Genomic DNA, 18,672 nt, shown 5'->3' on the forward strand with positions numbered 1-18,672 from the left:
TGCGGTAAATATCAAGGTCGCCGGAGGACATTCGGAGACTTTAAACGGACGGGTCGGAAAGCGTAAGACTTCTGTTAAAGAAGCAGCATCCTGGGTCGCGTCAACCCCATTGACGCGACCATCTTAAAAAGGTGGCGTGGTGAGGAATCACCGTCCGTTTACGGCGGCGAGGATGTCAAGCCTTTGTGTTTATCCTTAACTCTTATGGGATAACCGGACAGAAAAAAGTTTAGTTTTAAATAGGGTCTGCTGAATAAATCTAAAAACCTTGTTGGATAATATCTTTAGGCTTTTTTGAAATCAAAAAGTGCCATTTCTTGGAGTGATCGGGGGGGAAATTCAGGGACTTTTTCCCTGAAAATTAGGTAATTGACCCCCTGAAAATCGGTAAAACCCCACACCCCACACCCTACACCCCACACCCTGCCCCCACGAGACTGACGCGGGTTCGTTCAGCATAGCCCAACTAAAAACCGCCCCAAAAGGACGGAGTTTCAATGCAAGGAGCTAGGATGCCTCTGCTCATAGTTGTCCCGACGCTAAGCTTAGTTATCTTTTTGTCTGCGTTTCATCGCCAGACCTAAGCCACCAACAGCAAGAAGTCCAACAACAGTACCCGGTTCGGGAATAACCACCTGGCTGAAGGTTTGTTTGAACTGTCTGATTGCGACAGTTTTGCTACCCATCCCACTAGCAAAAATACCCAATTGGGTCATGACATTGACCTGACTTACAAGAGGACCAGAAGTGGAGTCTGTCAATACGGACGGTGTGGTCGAGGATTGAGAAACGTTGTTGTTTGGGGGGATGAATGCATCGTACATATCATCTATTGCAGCACCATTAGACGATCCACCAGTAGCAGTCGCATCCGTCAGGTCTAATTTTACTCCGCTAATCTTAAAGTCATCAGGATCTATTGCTTCAGCCGTGTAAGAAAGTGTAGCGGCAAGGCTGAGTAAACCTGTACCCGTGCGTGAAAAATTGGTCAAGTCGTACTGTAGTCCGGCAGAGAGCGCTGAACCAAAACCAGTTACGGTAACCCCACTGGACAAAATTGGAGTAAAGGGATCATTGGTAGAATTTACCCAATTACGAAACCGCTTGTCAAATATGCCATTTCCGTCCTCATCAATTTCGATGAAAGCACCCGAAGTGAAAAGCTGTGTCAAAGTGAGCGGTGTCGTACCGAATGAGGTGCCATTAAAGTATCGTACCACGGCAGCCGCCTGGGCTGGCGCAGTGGCGAGGCCTAGGCCAGCTGCAACAACCAGAGCGGCAGCGCTAGGAATGGTGTATCTGCGTATTTTTGTCATTTATAGAGACTCCCACAGGGGTAAAGTGGATGTTATGGATAACAATCGCAATGGTAACAACAAATTTTTCAAATGTCAACACAGAATTGCTTATTCCCCAACATATCACTGGAAAATTGTTAATAAGATCACAGAAAAAAGTTTCTCCCCCGCTCCCCCTTACCCCTCTTTGTGGCCAGAAAAAGCCAGATCAGCAGTCTCGATTACCTTTAATAGCTGTTCGATCCGGTTTTCCGTCGGGGGGGCCAAACAGGGAAAAACGGCTAAACCGGGGATTTGATTGGCCACCTCGGTGACAGCCACATCAAGGGTGACTAGGGGTAAATTAGCTAGGGTTTCCGACTCGCTCAAGGTTTGCAGATAAGAGTATAAATCTTCCGCGATCGAACTATCAATTAAGATAGCGTCCACCTCCCAGACACCAGCTAAAAGTTCCGCCTGTTCGCAACTATCGGCCTCAATAAAACGATAATTCTCCCGAACTAATTGATTATTCCAAATCCAGCTAAAGGAAGATAAATCGGAGAAGTTAGGGGCATAATGGCCGTGTAAACGCAGCAGAGTCGGAGCAGTGCGCCGTTTTCGGCTAGGAACAGGGGAAACGGTCAGATTCAGGCAAGCTTGCAGCGCAGCCGATGTGATCGGCGGAACAAGAAAACTATCGGCCCCTTGCTGTTGACTGCGGTTTCGCTCAGAATCGGCAGCGGTGACAATAACTTTCATATCTTTGGTTTGGGGATGGGATTTCAGCAGCGTTAACACATCCCAACCGGACAAGAGGGGTAGATTGGGATTGAGAAAAACACAACGGGGTTTTAACTGACGGGCTTTTTCGATCGCCTCAGTGCCGCTGCGGGCGATAATGGCTTTTAATCCCAATTCACTCAAGCGCTCGACAAACTGTTCGATCACTTGGGGATTAGCTTCCACCACCAACACCAGACGCTGGGGGGTCGATTGTTCCTCTTCTGTTCCTTGGGGATAAACCGGCAGCAGTAAAGTGAATTGACTGCCTTCCCGGTCCTTGGAGACAAAGGATAGATCTCCACCGTGACAGCGCGCTAATTTTTGGCTGAGGACTAAACCTAAACCTGCACCCTCAAATTGACGGGTGAAAGGACTTTCTAGCTGTTGGAATTTCTGAAAAATCAGATGCTGGGATTCTTCTGGAATACCGATCCCCGTATCCCAGACGGTAAAAGCCAGCCAATTTTCCCAACGATTGACTTTAATGCCCAAATTACCGCCATCAATGGTGAATTTAACCGCATTGTCTAACAAATTCACTAACATCTGTTGTAAACGGGCTTCATCGGCCAGGGCATAATCTAACCCTGATTCGATGTCAAGACGATAGCTGCCGGGGAGATCGAGACGTTGGGGATACTTATCGACGATGATATCGTACACCCGTTGACAGAGGCGATCGATTTTGACTCTAGCTAAAGTTAATTTTAGTTGTCCTGTCTCTAAGCGGGTTAAATCGAGGAGATCATTGACCAAAGCCATCAACTGGCGACCGCTGCGATAGATTAAATCGGCATATTTCGACTGTCGGGGGTTAAGTTCACCGATTTTTTGTTCCCGCAGCAGATTGGAGAGACCGATCACGGCGGTGAGGGGCGATTTAAACTCATGGCTGACACAGGCGAGAAATTCATCCTTAAGACGATTTAAATGGACTAAATCGGCATTTTTAACCGCTAATTCCTGACAATAGTGCTGTTGTTCCGTGATATCGGTGGCTAACAGTAACCACAGTCCCGAAGCTTTCTCGATCAAGGGATAATTATGCGCCAAATTTAACGGCACGGACAACAGTCGCCAAGTCTTGGCTAAACCCGATGTCACCGTTTCTAGACGCTGGGGAAACAGGGGGGGGGTGGGGGATTGGAGGGTTAAGGGGTCATTAACCAAAGCAAAGGGAGATTTATCGATATTAGCGGGGAAAGCCCCCCCGATTTGTTCACACCAAGCCTGATTTTGGTATAAAATTCCCGCTTCTGGACTGTAGAGCAGCAGCGGCAGCGGTAATTGTTCCAGAAATTCCAGAGGACGATCGCTGCGGGGGGGCAAATTGCGATCGCTGATGCGGGGCTGCGGGGGAGGATCATCGAGAATCGAGCGCCCGAGACAAAATTGGAGAAGTTTTCCCGTGTCCAAACGTCCTAACAGTTTGCCCTGAGCATCCACTAAAATAGGGGCTAAGGAGCTTCCTTCTGCCGTCAGGGTTGCCAGAAACTCACTCACGGCCATGCGCGAGTTAAGAGGGATAATCGGGCGCAGCAAACCGCTCAGATCTAGGCAGTTGGAGGAGGGGTTTCTGGTTTCGGGGTGCTGTTGTTGATAGAGGAGGTAGGCAATCAGGGTTTGACTCTCAATCAGTCCTAGGGGACAATACCGCTCATCCACCACCACGATCGCTTCTGGATTGCCCGTATTAATTAAATCTAAAAGACTTGCCGTGTCAATAATTAATTCACAGGTAGTGACGGATTGATTAAAGTGATGGAGGCTGAGGGTAACGCTAGGCATGGGGATAATTGGGTGGGCGGTGGCGGTAACTTTAGGGCATAATTAACAAACTGATGGCCAAACTATTAGTAGTCCTAAAACTTGAATCTACCTTGATTATGACGCTTGCTCAACTAGAGAACCGCTCCATTGATTACAATTAACTACGATACCCACTGCCAAAAAGCAAAGTTAACTTTAACTTCCCCGATTTGATGGCGAGGGGGTTGTCTTCTCAACAGAGGAAGCCTAACCTAATTGTTTGTTATTTTCTATCTACCTTGCGGGTGAGAAAACGTTGCCTCCGAGACTGACTATTTATGCTTTTGTCCCAACGGACCCACCCTTGACGGGAGTGAGTTCACCTCTGGGGCTGGTTAATTCTTTGACGGCTCTATTGGCTAATGAACGCTATAATCTAACCCTAGGGTCGTCTTCTAGCGAATTACTGGCTAATATCGAGGCAGAGAAGGAAAAAATCGATTGTTTACTGGTGGTCTTTCATCCTTCCCTACAGCCGACTTTTAATCAACTCTACGAAGGGGGGATTTTACTGCCAGTAGTGATCATTGTCGCTGACAAGAACATCACTGCCGAGACGAATGACTCTCCCACCTGTCTCTATCATAGTGCCGAATTACAAATTACCGTCAAGGAATTAGACAGCATCACCTCGGTCATCGACCAAGCGATCGCTCGATTTCTCCATTTAGCTCCTAATTGCTCTTTTTCCGAACCTAACACGATTGTTAACCAACCAAATCCCGTGGAAAATAATCACAGTTTTCTCCTCCTACAACAGCGCCGTTTAGCAGAAAAATTAAAAGAAAGACTCGGCTATTTAGGTGTTTACTACAAACGCAACCCGCAGCTATTCTATCGCAATCTGGCCTCAGAGGAAAAAAACGAATTACTGCGGGAATTAAGAAGAGATTATCGGGAGATTATTTTAAATTACTTCCAACAGGATTATCCGATCAATCAAGCGATCGATGAATTGGTTAATAATGTCTTTTTTACCGATCTCTCAGTGTCGCAAATTCTGGAAATTCACATGGAGTTAATGGATGAATTTTCCCAACAGTTAAAATTAGAAGGCAGAAGTGAGGAAATTCTCCTAGATTATCGTCTCGCTCTCATTGATATCCTTGCTCATCTAGGGGAAATGTACCGTCGTTCCATACCTCGCGACGATATCCCTTATGATTTATTATTGGGAATAGATTAAAATCTCCCCAATAAATAGCGATGAACTCCTATCCCCAGCCCCTTTAATCCTAACCTATGAGCGTCTTTAAAAAAACCTATGTTTTAAAACTGTACGTCGCGGGCAATACCCCCAACTCCGTGCGTGCCTTGAAAACCCTGAAAAATATCCTAGAAGAAGAATTTCAGGGAGTGTATGCGCTGAAAGTGATTGACGTGCTGAAAAACCCGCAACTAGCGGAGGAAGACAAGATTCTCGCTACTCCTACCCTCGCGAAAGTCCTCCCTCCCCCAGTGCGGAAAATTATCGGGGATTTGTCCGATCGAGAGAAGGTTCTGATCGGTTTAGACTTACTGTACGAGGAAATTCGTGAACGAGAAAATGATAGCTAGACCTTCGGCAATAGGTGATTAGACGGGTTATATTTATTGAAGGAGAAATGATCGGGGTGTAATCTAGTACGTCTATGGGAAAGTCAAGAGTCAATGGGAATCGAGACGGTATAAAGTGTCTAGTCAGACCTGATATGTTTCTGTTGAAAAATTAGATAAAAATCCTACTCTTTAAATATTCGCTGGATAAATAATGACTCAATCTAACTCTAATAGCCAATTGAATCCACCGATTAAACCGAAAGGTGTTCGCAAAATTAGAACCCTAATTGAAGGTTTTGATGAGATCACTCACGGTGGTTTACCCATGGGGCGAACTACCTTAGTGAGTGGCACTTCTGGCACGGGAAAAACCCTGCTTGCCGTTCAATTTCTCTACCACGGTATCAAGTATTTTGACTATCCGGGCCTGTTTGTTACTTTTGAAGAATCTCCCACCGATATTATCCAAAATGCCTATAGTTTTGGTTGGGATTTAGAAGAATTAATTGACCAGGGTAAGTTATTTATTCTCGATGCTTCTCCAGATCCGGAAGGTCAAGAGGTGGTGGGTAGTTTTGATCTTTCGGCCCTAATCGAGCGCATTCAATACGCAATTACCAAATATAAAGCCAAACTGGTATCAATTGACTCTGTAACTGCCGTTTTTCAGCAGTACGAAGCGGTGTCAGTGGTGCGGCGAGAAATTTTTCGGCTCGTGGCCCGGTTAAAATTATTAGGAGTGACTTCAATTATGACCACGGAACGTATCGAAGAATACGGAGCGGTGGCCCGTTTTGGTGTAGAGGAATTTGTCTCTGATAATGTGGTAATTATGCGGAACGTGCTAGAGGGAGAAAGACGACGCAGAACCGCAGAAATCCTCAAATTACGGGGAACAACCCACATGAAGGGCGAATATCCCTTTACTATCACCAATGATGGCATTAATATCTTCCCCCTCGGTGCGATGCGTTTAACTCAGCGCTCCTCCAATGTCCGCATTTCTTCGGGAGTAAAAACCCTTGATGATATGTGTGGAGGCGGTTTTTTCAAGGATTCGATTATTTTGGCCACAGGAGCAACAGGTACGGGTAAAACTCTCCTAGTCAGTAAATTTCTGGAAGAAGGCTGTCGGCGCGGTGAGCGGGCGATTTTGTTCGCTTATGAAGAATCTCGCGCCCAATTGTCCCGAAATGCTTCTTCTTGGGGGATTGATTTTGAGGAGATGGAACGTAAGGGATTATTAAAATTGTTGTGTTCTTACCCCGAATCGGCGGGATTAGAAGACCATTTACAGATGATTAAGTCGGAAATCTCGGAATTTAAACCCTCCCGCATTGCTATTGATTCTCTATCGGCGCTCGCGCGCGGGGTGACAAATAATGCTTTTCGGCAATTTGTGATCGGGGTGACAGGATACGCCAAACAGGAGGAAATTACGGGATTTTTCACCAATACCACCGACCAATTTATGGGAGCGCACTCGATCACCGAATCCCATATTTCTACGATTACCGACACGATTTTAATGTTGCAGTATGTGGAAATTCGCGGCGAAATGTCCCGAGCGATTAACGTCTTTAAGATGCGCGGTTCTTGGCACGATAAAGGGATTCGTGAATATACTATCAGTCAGGACGGGGCCGATATCAAGGATTCTTTCCGCAATTACGAGCGGATTATTAGTGGTTCCCCGACTAAAATTAGCGTCGATGAAAAGAGTGAATTATCGCGGATTGTTCGCAATGTACGCGAAAAATTACAGGATGAATAATCGGGAGTTGACTGATTGAGATTATTTTGAAGAGCGATCGGGTAAAGTCGGTCTTAGGGAAAATAACCACCAGATCAACAAACCTAATATAATCCAGAGAATATCTTTAACCCGGCGAATTACAGAAATCGCTAAACCTAATTCTAGACTACCGGTTAAGGAAGCACCCAGCAGCACTAAAGAACCTTCTAAAGTACCGATATTAGCGGGAATAAAAAAGGTTCCAGCGCGCACCAATTGAGCAACGGAATCAAATAACCAAGCATCGGCAAAACTGATCGGATGTTGGAGAAGTTGCATTAAAACATAGATTTCTAAAACTCCGACAGGCCAATTGAGAAAACCGACGATCAAGCCATTTCTAAATAGTGGCAGATTGCGGTAAAATTCCCCTAAACGATCATCGACACTGCGAAGATTTTCTAAAGGTTTAGCTAGGCGATCGCCTAAAAAAGAATGACCTAATCGATTAACTATTCGGGAGGATAAACGGAATCGCTGAATCAAGAAAAATATCAGGATACAACTGGAGAATATAGCTAGACTTAATCCAGTCAAAGTTTTAAAAGAATTAGAAAATTTTGGGGAAGCTAGGAGCAGAAAAAACCCGATAATTGCAAAGAAGACAAGGGAAGCAGTATTTAATGTCTTGGTCAGAATGATCGAAGCACTGGTTTCTTTATAGCTAATCTGATAGTGAGTTTTCAACATCACTGCTTTAAAACCTTCTCCTCCCAAAGAAGCGAAGGGAGTCACCCGATTAAAGGCTGCCCCTACCATGTAAATTAATAATAGGCGAATTGTCCATCGAGGTTGGATAGGAATGCTTTTAAAAGTTAGTTGCCAAGTAAAAACATCGGTGAGGAATTCTAGGAAATAAAAAATAATTACTAATGTCATTCCCCACCAACCGACTAGGGTGATTTGTTGCCACACTTCTTGTAGATTGGTTTGTCGTAAAATTACCCCTAGTAAAACAAAACCTAAACCCAGAAAGATAAATTTAAGATATTTCATATTAAATTGTGAATTATTAATTATGACTTATCACTGATAACTGATCACTGATCACTGATAACTGATCACTGATAACTGATCACTGAAAAAGCTGATAACTAAAAATAATTCCAACGTTGAATAAATGGTAGCCAATGAGATTCGACTAATTCGATCGCTTTTGGGTCTGGGGGATAATTATTTTTTTTATATCCTTGCAGACTGCTGATATCTTTCTCAAAGCGAGGCATAGCTATTTTTAAGTCGGGAAGTTGCAGTTGATCGTAAATTTTCTCGATTTGTGCTAGGGGGTCTTTTTCTAAATCTTCAAAACGAATTTCTACAAAACTATCGGCGGGTAAATCGGCACTATCTCGCAGGAGAGAATTGAGCATTAGGGGATAACTTTTCAGAATCGCTTGCTCGATGACATCAATAGATAAATTATCGTAGGATTGCAGTGCTAGTTCTGGTAAGATGCGGGTAAAAAAGTGGCGGGTTGAGGGAAAAACTAGATAGGGATTGCGATAGATATGGATAAATTTAGCATCGGGCCAGATAGTTCGTAATTTGGCAATGTGTGCCGTATAAACGGGGTTTTTGATTAGTAATTGTTTGCCTTTTTGATGGATGGAAACTTTTTTTAATAGATGAGTATGCCAACGTTGCCAAGTGGCGATTTCTTTCTCGCTGCAGCCCTGAAAAAAAACCCCTCGATCGAAATGATACTGAAAACGTTGGGGAAAGTATAAACCATGGTAGTAGGAAAGGGGGATCATGCTGGCCAGGGCGATCGAATCTTCTTGGGGGGAATCGGGAGTAACGGCAACGTTATCCACATGGCGATCGCTCGGTAGAGCTAATTCCAGCAGCGGTTGTAATAAGCGGACGATACCGAGGATATCCCAGGGTAATCCCACCGCTAGGGGCGAAATATAGCCAAAATGCTCCGATTGACCGAGTAAATTGTGCAGATGGGTCGTGCCGCTGCGCCAATAGCCGACAATAAAAATGGGTGCTTTTACCTCCACGCGGCGCTCATAAAACCCTGTCATTAAAATCCGTTCTAGGGTAGAAAAAGGTAGTCGCGCCAGGGTAACTGCCAGCGCCAGGGCTGCCGGGGCCAAATTGGGGCGATCGATGCCGCCATTGGTCAAAAATAAACGAAGGAGAGTGCTAAGGTTACTACCGCAGAGGGGATGAAACAAACTGGACATATTAACCTATTTTTTGGCGGTTTTTTGGCGTATAGCTTGGCTGGCCAAGGTTTTGCCGAATTCCCAAGCAGCCCCGGGGAGGCGGTGAGCATCAGCGACCACATCCTTAACGGCGGTGACAATCCAACGGCAATCCTGATCGGAGAGGGTGAGGGGGGGGATAAACTTGATGATATTCATGCCGTGGCCGGAAACCTGCGAGAGAATTTGATGGCGGGTAAAGAGGGGAACGACGATTAACTGGGAAAATAGCCCTTTATTGGCGGTTTCTAGCATTTTCCAGGCGGCTTTTAATGACCAACTGCTCGGTTCGGCAAATTCCAAGGCCATCATCATACCCAATCCCCGCACTTCCTGCAAACATTCGTACTGATCTACGAGGGGCTGTAGTTCTGCGATAATTTGTTGACCGATTACAGCCGAGCGCTCCACTAATTTTTCCTCCTCGATTACCTGTAAAGTGGCGATACCGGCGGCCATGGCCAGATTATTTTTCCCAAAAGTGCTACCGTGAACCACAGAACGGTCCATGCGATCGAATACTCGATCGAAGATCCAGGGACGACAGAGAACCGCTCCCACTGGCACAAAACCGCCCGAAAGAGCCTTGGCAACGCATAAAATGTCTGGTTCTACCCCCCAATGTTCCACTGCCCAAATTTTGCCAGTCCGGCCTAAACCGGTCTGCACTTCATCGGCCACAAAAAGAGTGCCGTAACGACGACAAAGGGCAGCCGCTGCGGGGAGATAGTTCGGTTCGGGAATTCTCACCCCGTGACCTTGGATCGGTTCGGTAATAAAAGCCGCTACTTCTTGGTTAATTAGAGCTTTTTCGAGCGCAGCCAGATCGCCGAAGGGAATTTCCTCAAAATCGGCGACAAAGGGTCCAAATCCCTGGCGATAATGGGGATCGCCGGTGGCGGAAAGGGAACCCATGGTTAAACCGTGGTAGCCTCCCTGACAGTAAACAATTTTGCTGCGTCCGGTGGCGTAGCGGCTGAATTTAATGGCGGCCTCGACGGTTTCTGTGCCGGAATTGGCAAAGAAAACTCGTTCTAATCCTGTCGGTGCGATCGCTGCTAACCGTTCGGCCAGCAATCCCGCTAGGATGGAAGCATCCAATTGGACTAAATTGGGCAGTTCTGCCGTCAATACTTCCTGTAAAGCTTGCACTATCTTGGGGTGATTGCGTCCGAGGGCGAAAACACCAAAACCACTCAGTAAATCCAGATACTTTTCCCCGTGATTGTCGAACAAGTATGGACCTTGGGCTTTAACGTAGTGGCGATCGTAACCGATCGTTTTCAGTACCCGAACCATCTGGGGATTTAGATATTGTTCGTGGAGGGTAAAGTTTTCTTCTAGTCTTTGTTCTATGAGTTCTAAAATGCTCATAAATTCCTGATTTGATTACTGAAAAACTAATTGTTAAACAACCCAAACCCGATTATGTTGATAGCACATTATCATGATTTTGGGTTATTTAATATTATAAATTATTTAAATATATTTTGTCAAGTATTTAAGAAATCATCTAGGATAATTAAACTCATTAACTCTTGCTGGCTAAAGGTTACAGCGACTTTTAGATAATTTATTAGTTAGTTTTTATATGGTAGGGGCGCATCGCGTGCGCCCAAAATGTAATATCAGTGAACTGATAACTGATAACTGATAACTGATAACTGATAACTGATAACTGATAACTGATTCAAGGCTGATAGCTATAAAAAAAACGACCGACAAGAGAGAATTCCCGTCAGTCAGTCGGTGATGATAGGCCGAATTTTACTCAGCTTTATTTCTTAGCGGGGGCAGCCTTAACGAGTTCCAATTCACTTTCAGCGAAGTTATTGGTATTCAGTCCACTGGCGCTGCCACTAAAACCGGCGTAGTTAACAGTATCAAAACGGACGATAACGGGATAGAGGATACCACTTTTATCAACACTGGCTACGGTTCCCACACCTTTGTACCAGTAAGACTCTTTACGTTTGATTCTAACTTGGGCTCCGCGTTCGATTCCAGACATAGCTGTTGTTTTTTTTTTAAGGGTTTAGTTAACAGGTTACAATCAGAGCGAGTTTGCCGAAAGGGTTTTTACTTTAAGTTTTATTGCAAATCTTGCCACTCTGTTTGGACAAAATGCCCCGAACGTCCCCATAGGTCTGCCTTTGGTGTAATGTTAACGATTGTTAAGTTAAAAGGAATGGCCGTAGTCAGGTATTTTTGGGCCGACATTCCCACATCTGGCCCGATTTGAAAAGCGGCGGCGGTGGCTAAACCTAAGCCTAATAACTGAGAAATCGGACCTCTGGGTAAGAGAAGATGAGTTCCTAAGACTAAGCCGGCGGTTAAGGCTAAAGTTACCGATAAATTGGTGCCACAACGCGGATGTAATGCCAATTGCCCCTCGCCATTTTTGAGACGATGGAGCGCCTGTTTGGCCGCAATTTGCAGTTCATTCGTATTAACCTGTCCGTAGAGATAAAAACCCCTATCGGTGGAGAGTCCCCCTAGGGCCTCGTTATCCGCTTGGGAATGGTCAAAAGGCGATTGACGACGGGCAGCCATTTCGCTTAATACCCAGACGGTGGCGTGTTCCAAGGCGTGAACCTGTCGCAGGGTCAGAAATTCTTTGAACCCGGGGATAAAGCCGATTTGTGCCAGTAAATCGCTGTCTTGCTGGGGCGAGGGGTTAAACCAGTCAAAAGAGGGGTTAGAAGGGCTACTAGGGGTCATAAAGTTGCGGTAGGGGGAGTTTTTTCTAGAAAGATAAGGGCGCTATAGAGTTGAAAGGCGGTGTCCCAGTAGGTGTCTTCAATGCGTAATAAGTCCAAATGGGGATTGACCATGGGCAGTAATTCGTAAAAATCGGCGGTGGTTTCGGCAAAAGGGGCAAAATCTGACCACAGGGGAACTGCTGCTAGTTGTTGTTTTAGGTAAGAAGCGAATTGATTCCAGTTATCTCGATTGCTGGTCTGTCTTTCCCGACTTTGTTGGTGGTCGGAAAAAGTAATCCCCGCTTGAAAGTGGTAATGGCGATCGCAAATACGGATAATTAAATCCTGTTTTTTCAAATGTAGATCAATAATCTGGGCATAATCAAGAATACTAATTTTTCTCACTTGATGGCGGCGCGCATCCATATCGACACATTTCCCAAAAATCGGCAAGATTCCCTCTACCACGGCGGTAACTTCTGACCAATCAAAAGTTATACTTGCGGTTAGGTCGTGGGAAGATTGATAGACTAGGGTGGCTTCTGGTTGGATAGCCCGGAAATATCGAGCTAAATAGACCCTAGGCTGGTTAATCGCTTTAATTGGCTGGCAAAAACAGGGAATTCCTTCTTTTCGCAAGTCGTGAACATATACTGCTAATTCGGCCATCGCCCCGACTCGATACAAGCGCCACGAACGACTAGGGATGTGTAAGCGGGCGCTATAGGCATCTATTTTAAATATTTGGGCAAATTTTAGAGCTAAGGGCTGTTTTTCTGCGTTAGCCACCGGTTCAAGAATTAAAAGCCCCATTTCTCGATTACTGGGGTTGGTTTTGGCTTTTTCGAGGGCAGCCTGTCGCTGTTGTTGTTGCTGTTCAACTTCCACCTGTTCAATCGCTTCTAAGCGGGCGATTCCTTGACGAATTTGGGCGATAAGTTGAGGATTAGCGTTTAATAGCAACATTTTTCGGTATTCTTGCCCTGATAGGGCGATTTCTCCCGTGATTTCGTTTAAACGCGCTTGGTAGAATTTCAGCCAGGGGTTATCGTTTTCTCGGGTCTGGAAGTCGTTGACAAGACGGGTGGCAGTTTGATAGTCTTGACGGTCGAGCGCTTCAGCAATTTCTTTGAACATAGAAACTCCGGTCAATTAGCTGTCTAAATAGGCGTTAATGATAGCGAGAGCTACTAAGGGAGCGGTAATTGTTCTCAAAATCCGTTTTCCCAGTGATACAGGTAGAAAATCAGCAGCGATCGCTTGTTCTATTTCTGCCTCCGTCCATCCCCCTTCCGGTCCAATGGCAATGGTTATCTCGGTTGATGTTTGCAATTGAGAAAGTAGCGGGTCCACTGTTCTACGGGTAACACCAATATAACAAGTTGTCCCTGGGTTAGCTCCCCGGTTAAGGATGGCTAAAAATGGTTGTGGTTCTTCGATAATAGGAATAATCTGTCTTTCTGATTGTTCTACAGCTTCCCGGGCAATTTTTCGCCAACGGTCGATTTTTTGAGGACTAGGATTAACTAAAACGCGTTCTGTCAGCAGGGGAATAATCCGATAAACTCCTAATTCGGTGGCAGCGCGAACGATATCATCAAAGCCATTTTTGGGAATTGCTACCATTAAATTCACTTGTACTGGTAGTTCGGTGGTTTCGTTTATCGCTTCTAAAAGATAGGCCGAATTATCAATTATTTCTGCTAACCACGCTTGTCCTTGTCCATTTAGGGCAATAAAATGGTCATGGGATTTTAAACGAACAACTTTTTTAAGATAATGACTTTGTTCGGATGTTAAGGCAATTAACCCGTTTTCTAGGGTATTAAAATCGAGAAGAAGACGGTAATACAAGGCGGTTTATTCTATATTGCTATTGTGGTCAGGATCACTGTCAACTATCTATTTTAGCTTTTATGGTATTTTTGTATAAGGTTGAGAGTAGATTGACTGAAAACCTTGATCATTAACAAATATGGGAATTGATGAATGAATTTACTAGGCATCGTTTTATACTCTTTTATGGGAGTGCTGTTATTGGGGTTAGCTGTAGTTATCTGGTGGTTAGTCGATACCGTATCTTTATCTAGCACTCAAGCGAAAAGATCTACTTCTAAAAATAATCGTCAAAAGTTGCCAATCAGTCAGAATCAACAAAGCTCTACTTCTAAAAATAATCGTCGAAAGTTGCCAATCAGTCAGAATCAACTTTTCTACCTAGAAAGAGAACTTTTAACCCTCGTGAATGGAGATAAAGCTTTAGCGACTCGATTGCTTTTAAATATTAGATTGAGAAATCCCCAACGCAGTAAAAGCTGGTGTTATGAAAAAGTCATTTATGATTTAAAACGAGATCGAGGAGGAATTTAAATTGCCACTACAACAATTAAAATTATTAGAATAATATCACAGTAATTAACATAATGTCATTGACAAATTTTATCTACCTTGTTTAGATTAGTACCCGATTGGTGCGTCAGGGAAAAAGAGTCGCCCGCTATAGTTCTTTAGACAGCGATCGAGTTATGTTATTATCACAGTTATCTTCGGGAAATCTTGACGCATTAGTGGCAGTAAAATGTCTCGATGAGGGAGTTGATATCCCACAAGTCAGTCAGGGAATTATCCTCGCTGCCGACAGTTCTCCCCGTCAATTTATTCAACGTCGCAGCAGAATTATCCCAGCAGCCGGTGGCCAAGAAAAAAGCAACTTTAATCGATGTCTTTCCCCCTGGGGACGATAGTGAGGTAAAATTAATTGCATCGGAGATCAAAAGAGTTATTGATTTTGCTGGGGCAGCCAGCAATCAAGCTGCAGTTATCAACAAATTAGTCCAAGCATTAAGTTACTATGGCCTTACCTACTCAGGTCTGTTATAAAATTTCTCATCATCAAGGTATCTCTTAGCAAATAAGAATTAAGACTTGACAATCCCCACTCCCCAACCCACAGAAAATTTATGGACATAACTGCTAAAATTAAAGAACTGGCACAAAAATATGATATACCTCCCCAACTGCTAAAGGAAGCCATGGCTTTAGAAGTAGCAAAAATTACTCTAAAAAATCGGCGGCTATCACCTAAAATTGTCAAACTTATCGAAAAATATACCGACTCCCCACAATAAATAAACTCTATGACTTTGAGACTGAAACAAATTCGCTTAACTAATTGGAAATGTTACCCTAGTCAAAATATTACCTTTAACCTGCATCCCGACAGAAAAATTCAGATTATCTTCGGTAATAATGGCCACGGTAAAACTTCTCTGATGACGGCGATTTTATGGTGTCTCTATGGGGTAGATATTGTATCTAAAGAGACTCTGAAAACCTATTTTTATCGAGGTAAGGGAGATTCTTCACCGGCAATAGAAATGCGGGTAGAATTAAATTTTATTAAAAACGAGAAAAATTACTTTATCAGTCGCACAGCGAAATTAAAAGGTAATGGTAGCACTTTTTATCCCAGCGTAGAGGAAGCATTATTTTATGAAGATGGAACCATGAAAGGAAGTAACTCTAGGGAATATATCGAAGCATTACTTCCTAAGTCAATTCGAGATTTTTTCTGTTTTGATGGCTTAAAAATCGAACAATATACCCAGATAACTCAAACTAAAGAAGCAAAAGAAGCAATTGAAAAAGTTTTGGGTATCCCTGAATTAAGAAATCTGCGCGATGATACAGAAAAAGCCTTACAAGAATTAGAAACCCGTCTTAATAAGGCAGAAGGAACCAGTCAAGTTTTTAGGAATAAAATGCAACAGATGCGAGAATTAGAAGAAGACATTGATCTTAAAAAAGGTCAGCTTAAAAATGCCAAAAATAGCGAAAAAGATGCTATAATTATCTACCAAGACGCTCAAGAAAAAGCCGCTCAGATTGAAAGTTTACGAGAAAAATTAGAGGAAATTCATAACTTAGAGAAAAAGCGTATCGGTTTACAAACTCAGTTAAATAACCAGCAAAAGTCTATTGATTCTTGGTTAAAAAAAGCTTCGATACCTTTGCTGATTAACTTTGTACAGGAAATGGTCGATGATTTGCAAGTTACTAGCTTAAAAAGCACTTATAAAACTAATTCTACAGTAATTTTAAAAGCAATACTTGACGATGAAAGCTGTCTATGTGGTCGTTGTTTAGATAAAAATTCTCGGAACTTTATCCTTCAACAAATTGCCGAACTAGAGTCCTTAGAAGTGAACAACGCTACCAGAATAGAAAAAGACCAAATTAGAATTGATTTACAGGGAATTATGCGAGATAATGCTAAATTTAGCAACTATAGTCAATTACTTTTACAAAGAGATCGTTTAGAAGAAGAAATCGAAGAAATTAATCAACATATTAGACAGCTAAAACAGGAAACCACGGGAATAGATCAAGACTCGGTGAGGGAGATTTGGCGAAAAGTTGACGAATCGGAACGAAAAGTTAAGGTGATTGAAGAAAGGGTCGAACGCTTGCAAAAGGAAATTGAAATCAAAGAAAAGCAATTAGAAAATTTACGCAAAGAAGTGGAAATTTTAGCTAGTGAAAATCAGACAACATTGATGTTATCTAATCAGGTTAAAATGGCCAGAGGTTTAAAAAATGCCACTAACGAATTAATCGAATGGCATATCGATAATTCCCAAAAAATGATTAATCAAGCAACCAGCGATCGCTATTTACAAGTAACCAACAAACCGGAGGAATATAGAGGAGTAGAAATCACTCCCGAATACACTTTAGGAATCCGTACCATCACAGGAAAATTATTACATCCCGATGTCTTAAGTGCGGGAGAAAAGGAAGCTTTAGCTTTTGCTTTTATCACCGGTTTAAATCAAATAACCGATACTTGTGTTCCCCTAATTATGGATACACCTTTCGGCCATTTAGACGAAGAACATCAAAAAAATATTATTAACTCTCTCCCTAATTTAAACTCCCAAGTAATTATTTTAGCCACGGATCGCGATCTTCCCGATCCACTTTTAAATCTGCTGCATCCCCACACTACTGATATTTTAAAAATACACCGTTTAGCTGCCGATGAAGATGCTTCCGTGATTGAAGTGATGGAGAGTCACTAATGCAAAGAATCGATCCCAGTTTGAAGATTTATGCCTCGGAAACTTCCAGAAATTATCTACAGGTACTAAAAGATAATAAAACTTTTGAGCGCATGGTAGATGCTTATTTATTCGCCGCTGCTTTTGCCATTAGAGAAGACTTCAGTATCTACGGAATAACCTTAAATAATCGACAGGATTTAATTACTATTAGCCAAATCGATCCAGAAGTTATTTTAGCTTTAACCGCAGGAATTTATATTATCTGTAAAAAGAATTCCTATCCTCAACCCAGCGATGGCAAAGAAGTTTTAGATAAGATCTGTCAATACGCAGAAGTGGGATTAAGGGAATTAAAAGAACGCTGGCAAGGCAAAGTCAGCCATCAAATTCAAGCTGATATTGAAAGAATTATCAATAATCTCTGAAATTCTCGGCATCTAACTATCTTTTTTAGGGATAACGTCAAATTACATTCTTTCCACACTGCCAAAAAAGACGGGTTCCACGCGAATAGCAATGATACTAGCCGGACGTAAAACCATATATTCCCCTTGGATATTTCTGATCGGAACATTGATAAAATCCTGGGAATCGGCTTTCGGAACTAATTCGTTGCTGTACCACTTTTGAAATTCTTGGATAGTCAAAAAACGGACTTCCTCGCGATGTCCACTGCTTAAGAACAAATGTACGGCGTACTCGTCAGCTTTTCTACTCATTTTTTTAACTAATCAGATTGAATTTTTGTAATAAAGTTGCCATTAAAGGCGGAAAAGTGAGACGCAATTCGCTAAGATCCGAGAAAATTAATTTTTGGTAGCTTGGCAGGTCAAAAGCTAGTTTACCCTTTAATTCCGCTCGATTTTGATAGGTTAGCAGAATTTGTCCGCCCTGTTTACAAGCGATCGCATAACCTAATTCTACACCCACTAGGGGACTGGGCAGTAATTCCGTTTCCTTTTGGCTAATCGCCGTAACATCGGCAATAAATAATAAACTTTTGCGAATTTTGCGTAATTGACTATCACTCAATCTGGTGACATTGCCCTCAGTTCGGGGCGTTTCTTCGATGGTTAAGGGCAAACGGGAGCGTTTATTGAGATTTTCGACGGTTTCGGTCAAAATTGTTTTTAAAGCGGTGCTAGAGTCCTTAAATTGGCTTTGGGAGCTAAAATAAATGACGGGATCCAACCAAGCGCTGAGGTCCTGTTTAGTAAAGTAAATTTCTTGGGAAATCAGGTCAATATTCGAGATGACGTAACCGCCACTACCTTCGAGGTAAAATTCCACCCTTTCCCCTTCTAGATAGCGTTGGAACCAGACAGAACCCTGTATCGTCAGACTATCATCGAGAAAATCGGCCCTTAAACCCGATTTTAAGAGACTATTGCGACTTAAGCGCAAGTCGTGGGGACGTTTGACAACCTCGCGGATAGGTTCGTATTTGTCCAGATACCAAGCTTTCAGAGCGATGATGGCCATAGGTGT

19 protein-coding genes are annotated in these 18,672 nt (G+C 43.2%); 8 read left to right on the forward strand and 11 right to left on the reverse strand.

Features of this window, described 5'->3' with window-relative positions:
• Window positions 1-545: 545 nt before the first annotated feature.
• Both BGL89_RS08475 and BGL89_RS08480 read right to left on the reverse strand, forming a co-directional pair.
• Complete coding sequence (locus BGL89_RS08475) at window positions 546-1,316, reverse strand: PEP-CTERM sorting domain-containing protein (RefSeq protein WP_286825336.1); 771 nt, start codon at window positions 1,314-1,316, stop codon at window positions 546-548.
• Between the two features lie 159 nt (window positions 1,317-1,475).
• Complete coding sequence (locus tag BGL89_RS08480) at window positions 1,476-3,851, reverse strand: ATP-binding response regulator (protein WP_286825337.1); 2,376 nt, start codon at window positions 3,849-3,851, stop codon at window positions 1,476-1,478.
• Between the two features lie 277 nt (window positions 3,852-4,128).
• Between BGL89_RS08480 and BGL89_RS08485 the strand changes: the two genes are divergently transcribed.
• The 3 genes from BGL89_RS08485 (at window position 4,129) to kaiC (ending at window position 7,185) form a co-directional block, all read left to right on the forward strand.
• Window positions 4,129-5,058, forward strand: a complete 930-nt coding sequence (locus BGL89_RS08485; RefSeq protein ID WP_286825338.1) for a circadian clock protein KaiA — start codon at window positions 4,129-4,131, stop codon at window positions 5,056-5,058.
• A gap of 56 nt (window positions 5,059-5,114) precedes the next feature.
• Window positions 5,115-5,429 carry a circadian clock protein KaiB gene (gene kaiB, locus BGL89_RS08490; protein WP_002733742.1) on the forward strand — a complete coding sequence of 105 codons (315 nt, stop codon included), beginning with the start codon at window positions 5,115-5,117 and terminating at the stop codon, window positions 5,427-5,429.
• Between the two features lie 193 nt (window positions 5,430-5,622).
• A complete protein-coding gene (gene kaiC / locus BGL89_RS08495) occupies window positions 5,623-7,185 on the forward strand; it encodes a circadian clock protein KaiC (protein WP_002760201.1) in 1,563 nt (520 codons plus the stop codon).
• Between the two features lie 21 nt (window positions 7,186-7,206).
• Here the strand turns inward: kaiC and BGL89_RS08500 are convergent, their stop codons facing one another.
• The 7 genes from BGL89_RS08500 to BGL89_RS08530 form a co-directional block, all read right to left on the reverse strand.
• Window positions 7,207-8,202 (reverse strand): lysylphosphatidylglycerol synthase transmembrane domain-containing protein, encoded by a 996-nt coding sequence (locus BGL89_RS08500; protein ID WP_286825339.1) that lies wholly within the window; start codon window positions 8,200-8,202, stop codon window positions 7,207-7,209.
• 98 nt (window positions 8,203-8,300) lie between these two features.
• The gene (locus tag BGL89_RS08505) at window positions 8,301-9,398 is read right to left on the reverse strand and encodes a sulfotransferase family protein (protein ID WP_286825340.1); all 1,098 of its coding nucleotides are present in this window, start codon (window positions 9,396-9,398) and stop codon (window positions 8,301-8,303) included.
• A gap of 6 nt (window positions 9,399-9,404) precedes the next feature.
• Complete coding sequence (locus BGL89_RS08510) at window positions 9,405-10,793, reverse strand: aspartate aminotransferase family protein (protein ID WP_286825341.1); 1,389 nt, start codon at window positions 10,791-10,793, stop codon at window positions 9,405-9,407.
• Window positions 10,794-11,196: 403 nt separating this feature from the next.
• Window positions 11,197-11,430 (reverse strand): photosystem I reaction center subunit IV, encoded by a 234-nt coding sequence (locus BGL89_RS08515; protein ID WP_286825342.1) that lies wholly within the window; start codon window positions 11,428-11,430, stop codon window positions 11,197-11,199.
• Between the two features lie 80 nt (window positions 11,431-11,510).
• The gene (locus BGL89_RS08520) at window positions 11,511-12,140 is read right to left on the reverse strand and encodes a DUF6391 domain-containing protein (RefSeq protein WP_286825343.1); all 630 of its coding nucleotides are present in this window, start codon (window positions 12,138-12,140) and stop codon (window positions 11,511-11,513) included.
• Window positions 12,137-13,258 (reverse strand): tetratricopeptide repeat protein, encoded by a 1,122-nt coding sequence (locus BGL89_RS08525; protein ID WP_286825344.1) that lies wholly within the window; start codon window positions 13,256-13,258, stop codon window positions 12,137-12,139. The genes BGL89_RS08520 and BGL89_RS08525 overlap by 4 nt, the downstream gene beginning before the upstream one ends.
• 15 nt (window positions 13,259-13,273) lie before the next feature.
• The gene (locus BGL89_RS08530) at window positions 13,274-13,975 is read right to left on the reverse strand and encodes a 16S rRNA (uracil(1498)-N(3))-methyltransferase (protein ID WP_286825345.1); all 702 of its coding nucleotides are present in this window, start codon (window positions 13,973-13,975) and stop codon (window positions 13,274-13,276) included.
• Between the two features lie 135 nt (window positions 13,976-14,110).
• Between BGL89_RS08530 and BGL89_RS08535 the strand changes: the two genes are divergently transcribed.
• The 5 genes from BGL89_RS08535 to BGL89_RS08555 all read left to right on the forward strand — a co-directional run bounded on the left by BGL89_RS08535 (window position 14,111) and on the right by BGL89_RS08555 (window position 17,609).
• Window positions 14,111-14,491 (forward strand): hypothetical protein, encoded by a 381-nt coding sequence (locus BGL89_RS08535; protein ID WP_286825346.1) that lies wholly within the window; start codon window positions 14,111-14,113, stop codon window positions 14,489-14,491.
• Between the two features lie 101 nt (window positions 14,492-14,592).
• Window positions 14,593-14,865, forward strand: a complete 273-nt coding sequence (locus BGL89_RS08540) for a helicase-related protein (protein ID WP_286825362.1) — start codon at window positions 14,593-14,595, stop codon at window positions 14,863-14,865.
• Between the two features lie 216 nt (window positions 14,866-15,081).
• The gene (locus BGL89_RS08545; RefSeq protein WP_286825347.1) at window positions 15,082-15,249 is read left to right on the forward strand and encodes a hypothetical protein; all 168 of its coding nucleotides are present in this window, start codon (window positions 15,082-15,084) and stop codon (window positions 15,247-15,249) included.
• A 9-nt stretch (window positions 15,250-15,258) separates the two neighbouring features.
• Window positions 15,259-17,202 (forward strand): AAA family ATPase, encoded by a 1,944-nt coding sequence (locus tag BGL89_RS08550; protein ID WP_286825348.1) that lies wholly within the window; start codon window positions 15,259-15,261, stop codon window positions 17,200-17,202.
• Entirely contained in the window at window positions 17,202-17,609 is a 408-nt protein-coding gene (locus BGL89_RS08555; protein WP_286825349.1) for a hypothetical protein, read from the forward strand. Before BGL89_RS08550 ends, BGL89_RS08555 begins: the two co-directional genes overlap by 1 nt.
• A 42-nt stretch (window positions 17,610-17,651) precedes the next feature.
• On the opposite strand, the gene BGL89_RS08560 is transcribed toward BGL89_RS08555, so the two are convergent.
• Both BGL89_RS08560 and BGL89_RS08565 read right to left on the reverse strand, forming a co-directional pair.
• Entirely contained in the window at window positions 17,652-17,903 is a 252-nt protein-coding gene (locus BGL89_RS08560) for a hypothetical protein (protein ID WP_286825350.1), read from the reverse strand.
• Window positions 17,904-17,907: 4 nt separating this feature from the next.
• Window positions 17,908-18,666 carry a hypothetical protein gene (locus BGL89_RS08565; RefSeq protein ID WP_286825351.1) on the reverse strand — a complete coding sequence of 253 codons (759 nt, stop codon included), beginning with the start codon at window positions 18,664-18,666 and terminating at the stop codon, window positions 17,908-17,910.
• Window positions 18,667-18,672 lie beyond the last annotated feature (6 nt).

The sequence above is a fragment of the Microcystis sp. LSC13-02 genome, from assembly GCA_002282935.1.
In the GTDB taxonomy this organism is placed as follows: domain Bacteria; phylum Cyanobacteriota; class Cyanobacteriia; order Cyanobacteriales; family Microcystaceae; genus Microcystis.

Excerpts from the sequence above, each read along its gene's own strand:
- BGL89_RS08475 (WP_286825336.1), bottom strand. The coding sequence starts at position 1,316 with ATGACAAAAATACGCAGATACACCATTCCTAGCGCTGCCGCTCTGGTT.
- BGL89_RS08480 (WP_286825337.1), bottom strand. The coding sequence starts at position 3,851 with ATGCCTAGCGTTACCCTCAGCCTCCATCACTTTAATCAATCCGTCACT.
- kaiB (WP_002733742.1), top strand. The coding sequence starts at position 5,115 with ATGAGCGTCTTTAAAAAAACCTATGTTTTAAAACTGTACGTCGCGGGC.
- kaiC (WP_002760201.1), top strand. The coding sequence starts at position 5,623 with ATGACTCAATCTAACTCTAATAGCCAATTGAATCCACCGATTAAACCG.
- BGL89_RS08500 (WP_286825339.1), bottom strand. The coding sequence starts at position 8,202 with ATGAAATATCTTAAATTTATCTTTCTGGGTTTAGGTTTTGTTTTACTA.
- BGL89_RS08505 (WP_286825340.1), bottom strand. The coding sequence starts at position 9,398 with ATGTCCAGTTTGTTTCATCCCCTCTGCGGTAGTAACCTTAGCACTCTC.
- BGL89_RS08510 (WP_286825341.1), bottom strand. The coding sequence starts at position 10,793 with ATGAGCATTTTAGAACTCATAGAACAAAGACTAGAAGAAAACTTTACC.
- BGL89_RS08515 (WP_286825342.1), bottom strand. The coding sequence starts at position 11,430 with ATGTCTGGAATCGAACGCGGAGCCCAAGTTAGAATCAAACGTAAAGAG.
- BGL89_RS08520 (WP_286825343.1), bottom strand. The coding sequence starts at position 12,140 with ATGACCCCTAGTAGCCCTTCTAACCCCTCTTTTGACTGGTTTAACCCC.
- BGL89_RS08525 (WP_286825344.1), bottom strand. The coding sequence starts at position 13,258 with ATGTTCAAAGAAATTGCTGAAGCGCTCGACCGTCAAGACTATCAAACT.
- BGL89_RS08535 (WP_286825346.1), top strand. The coding sequence starts at position 14,111 with ATGAATTTACTAGGCATCGTTTTATACTCTTTTATGGGAGTGCTGTTA.
- BGL89_RS08545 (WP_286825347.1), top strand. The coding sequence starts at position 15,082 with ATGGACATAACTGCTAAAATTAAAGAACTGGCACAAAAATATGATATA.
- BGL89_RS08550 (WP_286825348.1), top strand. The coding sequence starts at position 15,259 with ATGACTTTGAGACTGAAACAAATTCGCTTAACTAATTGGAAATGTTAC.
- BGL89_RS08555 (WP_286825349.1), top strand. The coding sequence starts at position 17,202 with ATGCAAAGAATCGATCCCAGTTTGAAGATTTATGCCTCGGAAACTTCC.
- BGL89_RS08560 (WP_286825350.1), bottom strand. The coding sequence starts at position 17,903 with ATGAGTAGAAAAGCTGACGAGTACGCCGTACATTTGTTCTTAAGCAGT.
- BGL89_RS08565 (WP_286825351.1), bottom strand. The coding sequence starts at position 18,666 with ATGGCCATCATCGCTCTGAAAGCTTGGTATCTGGACAAATACGAACCT.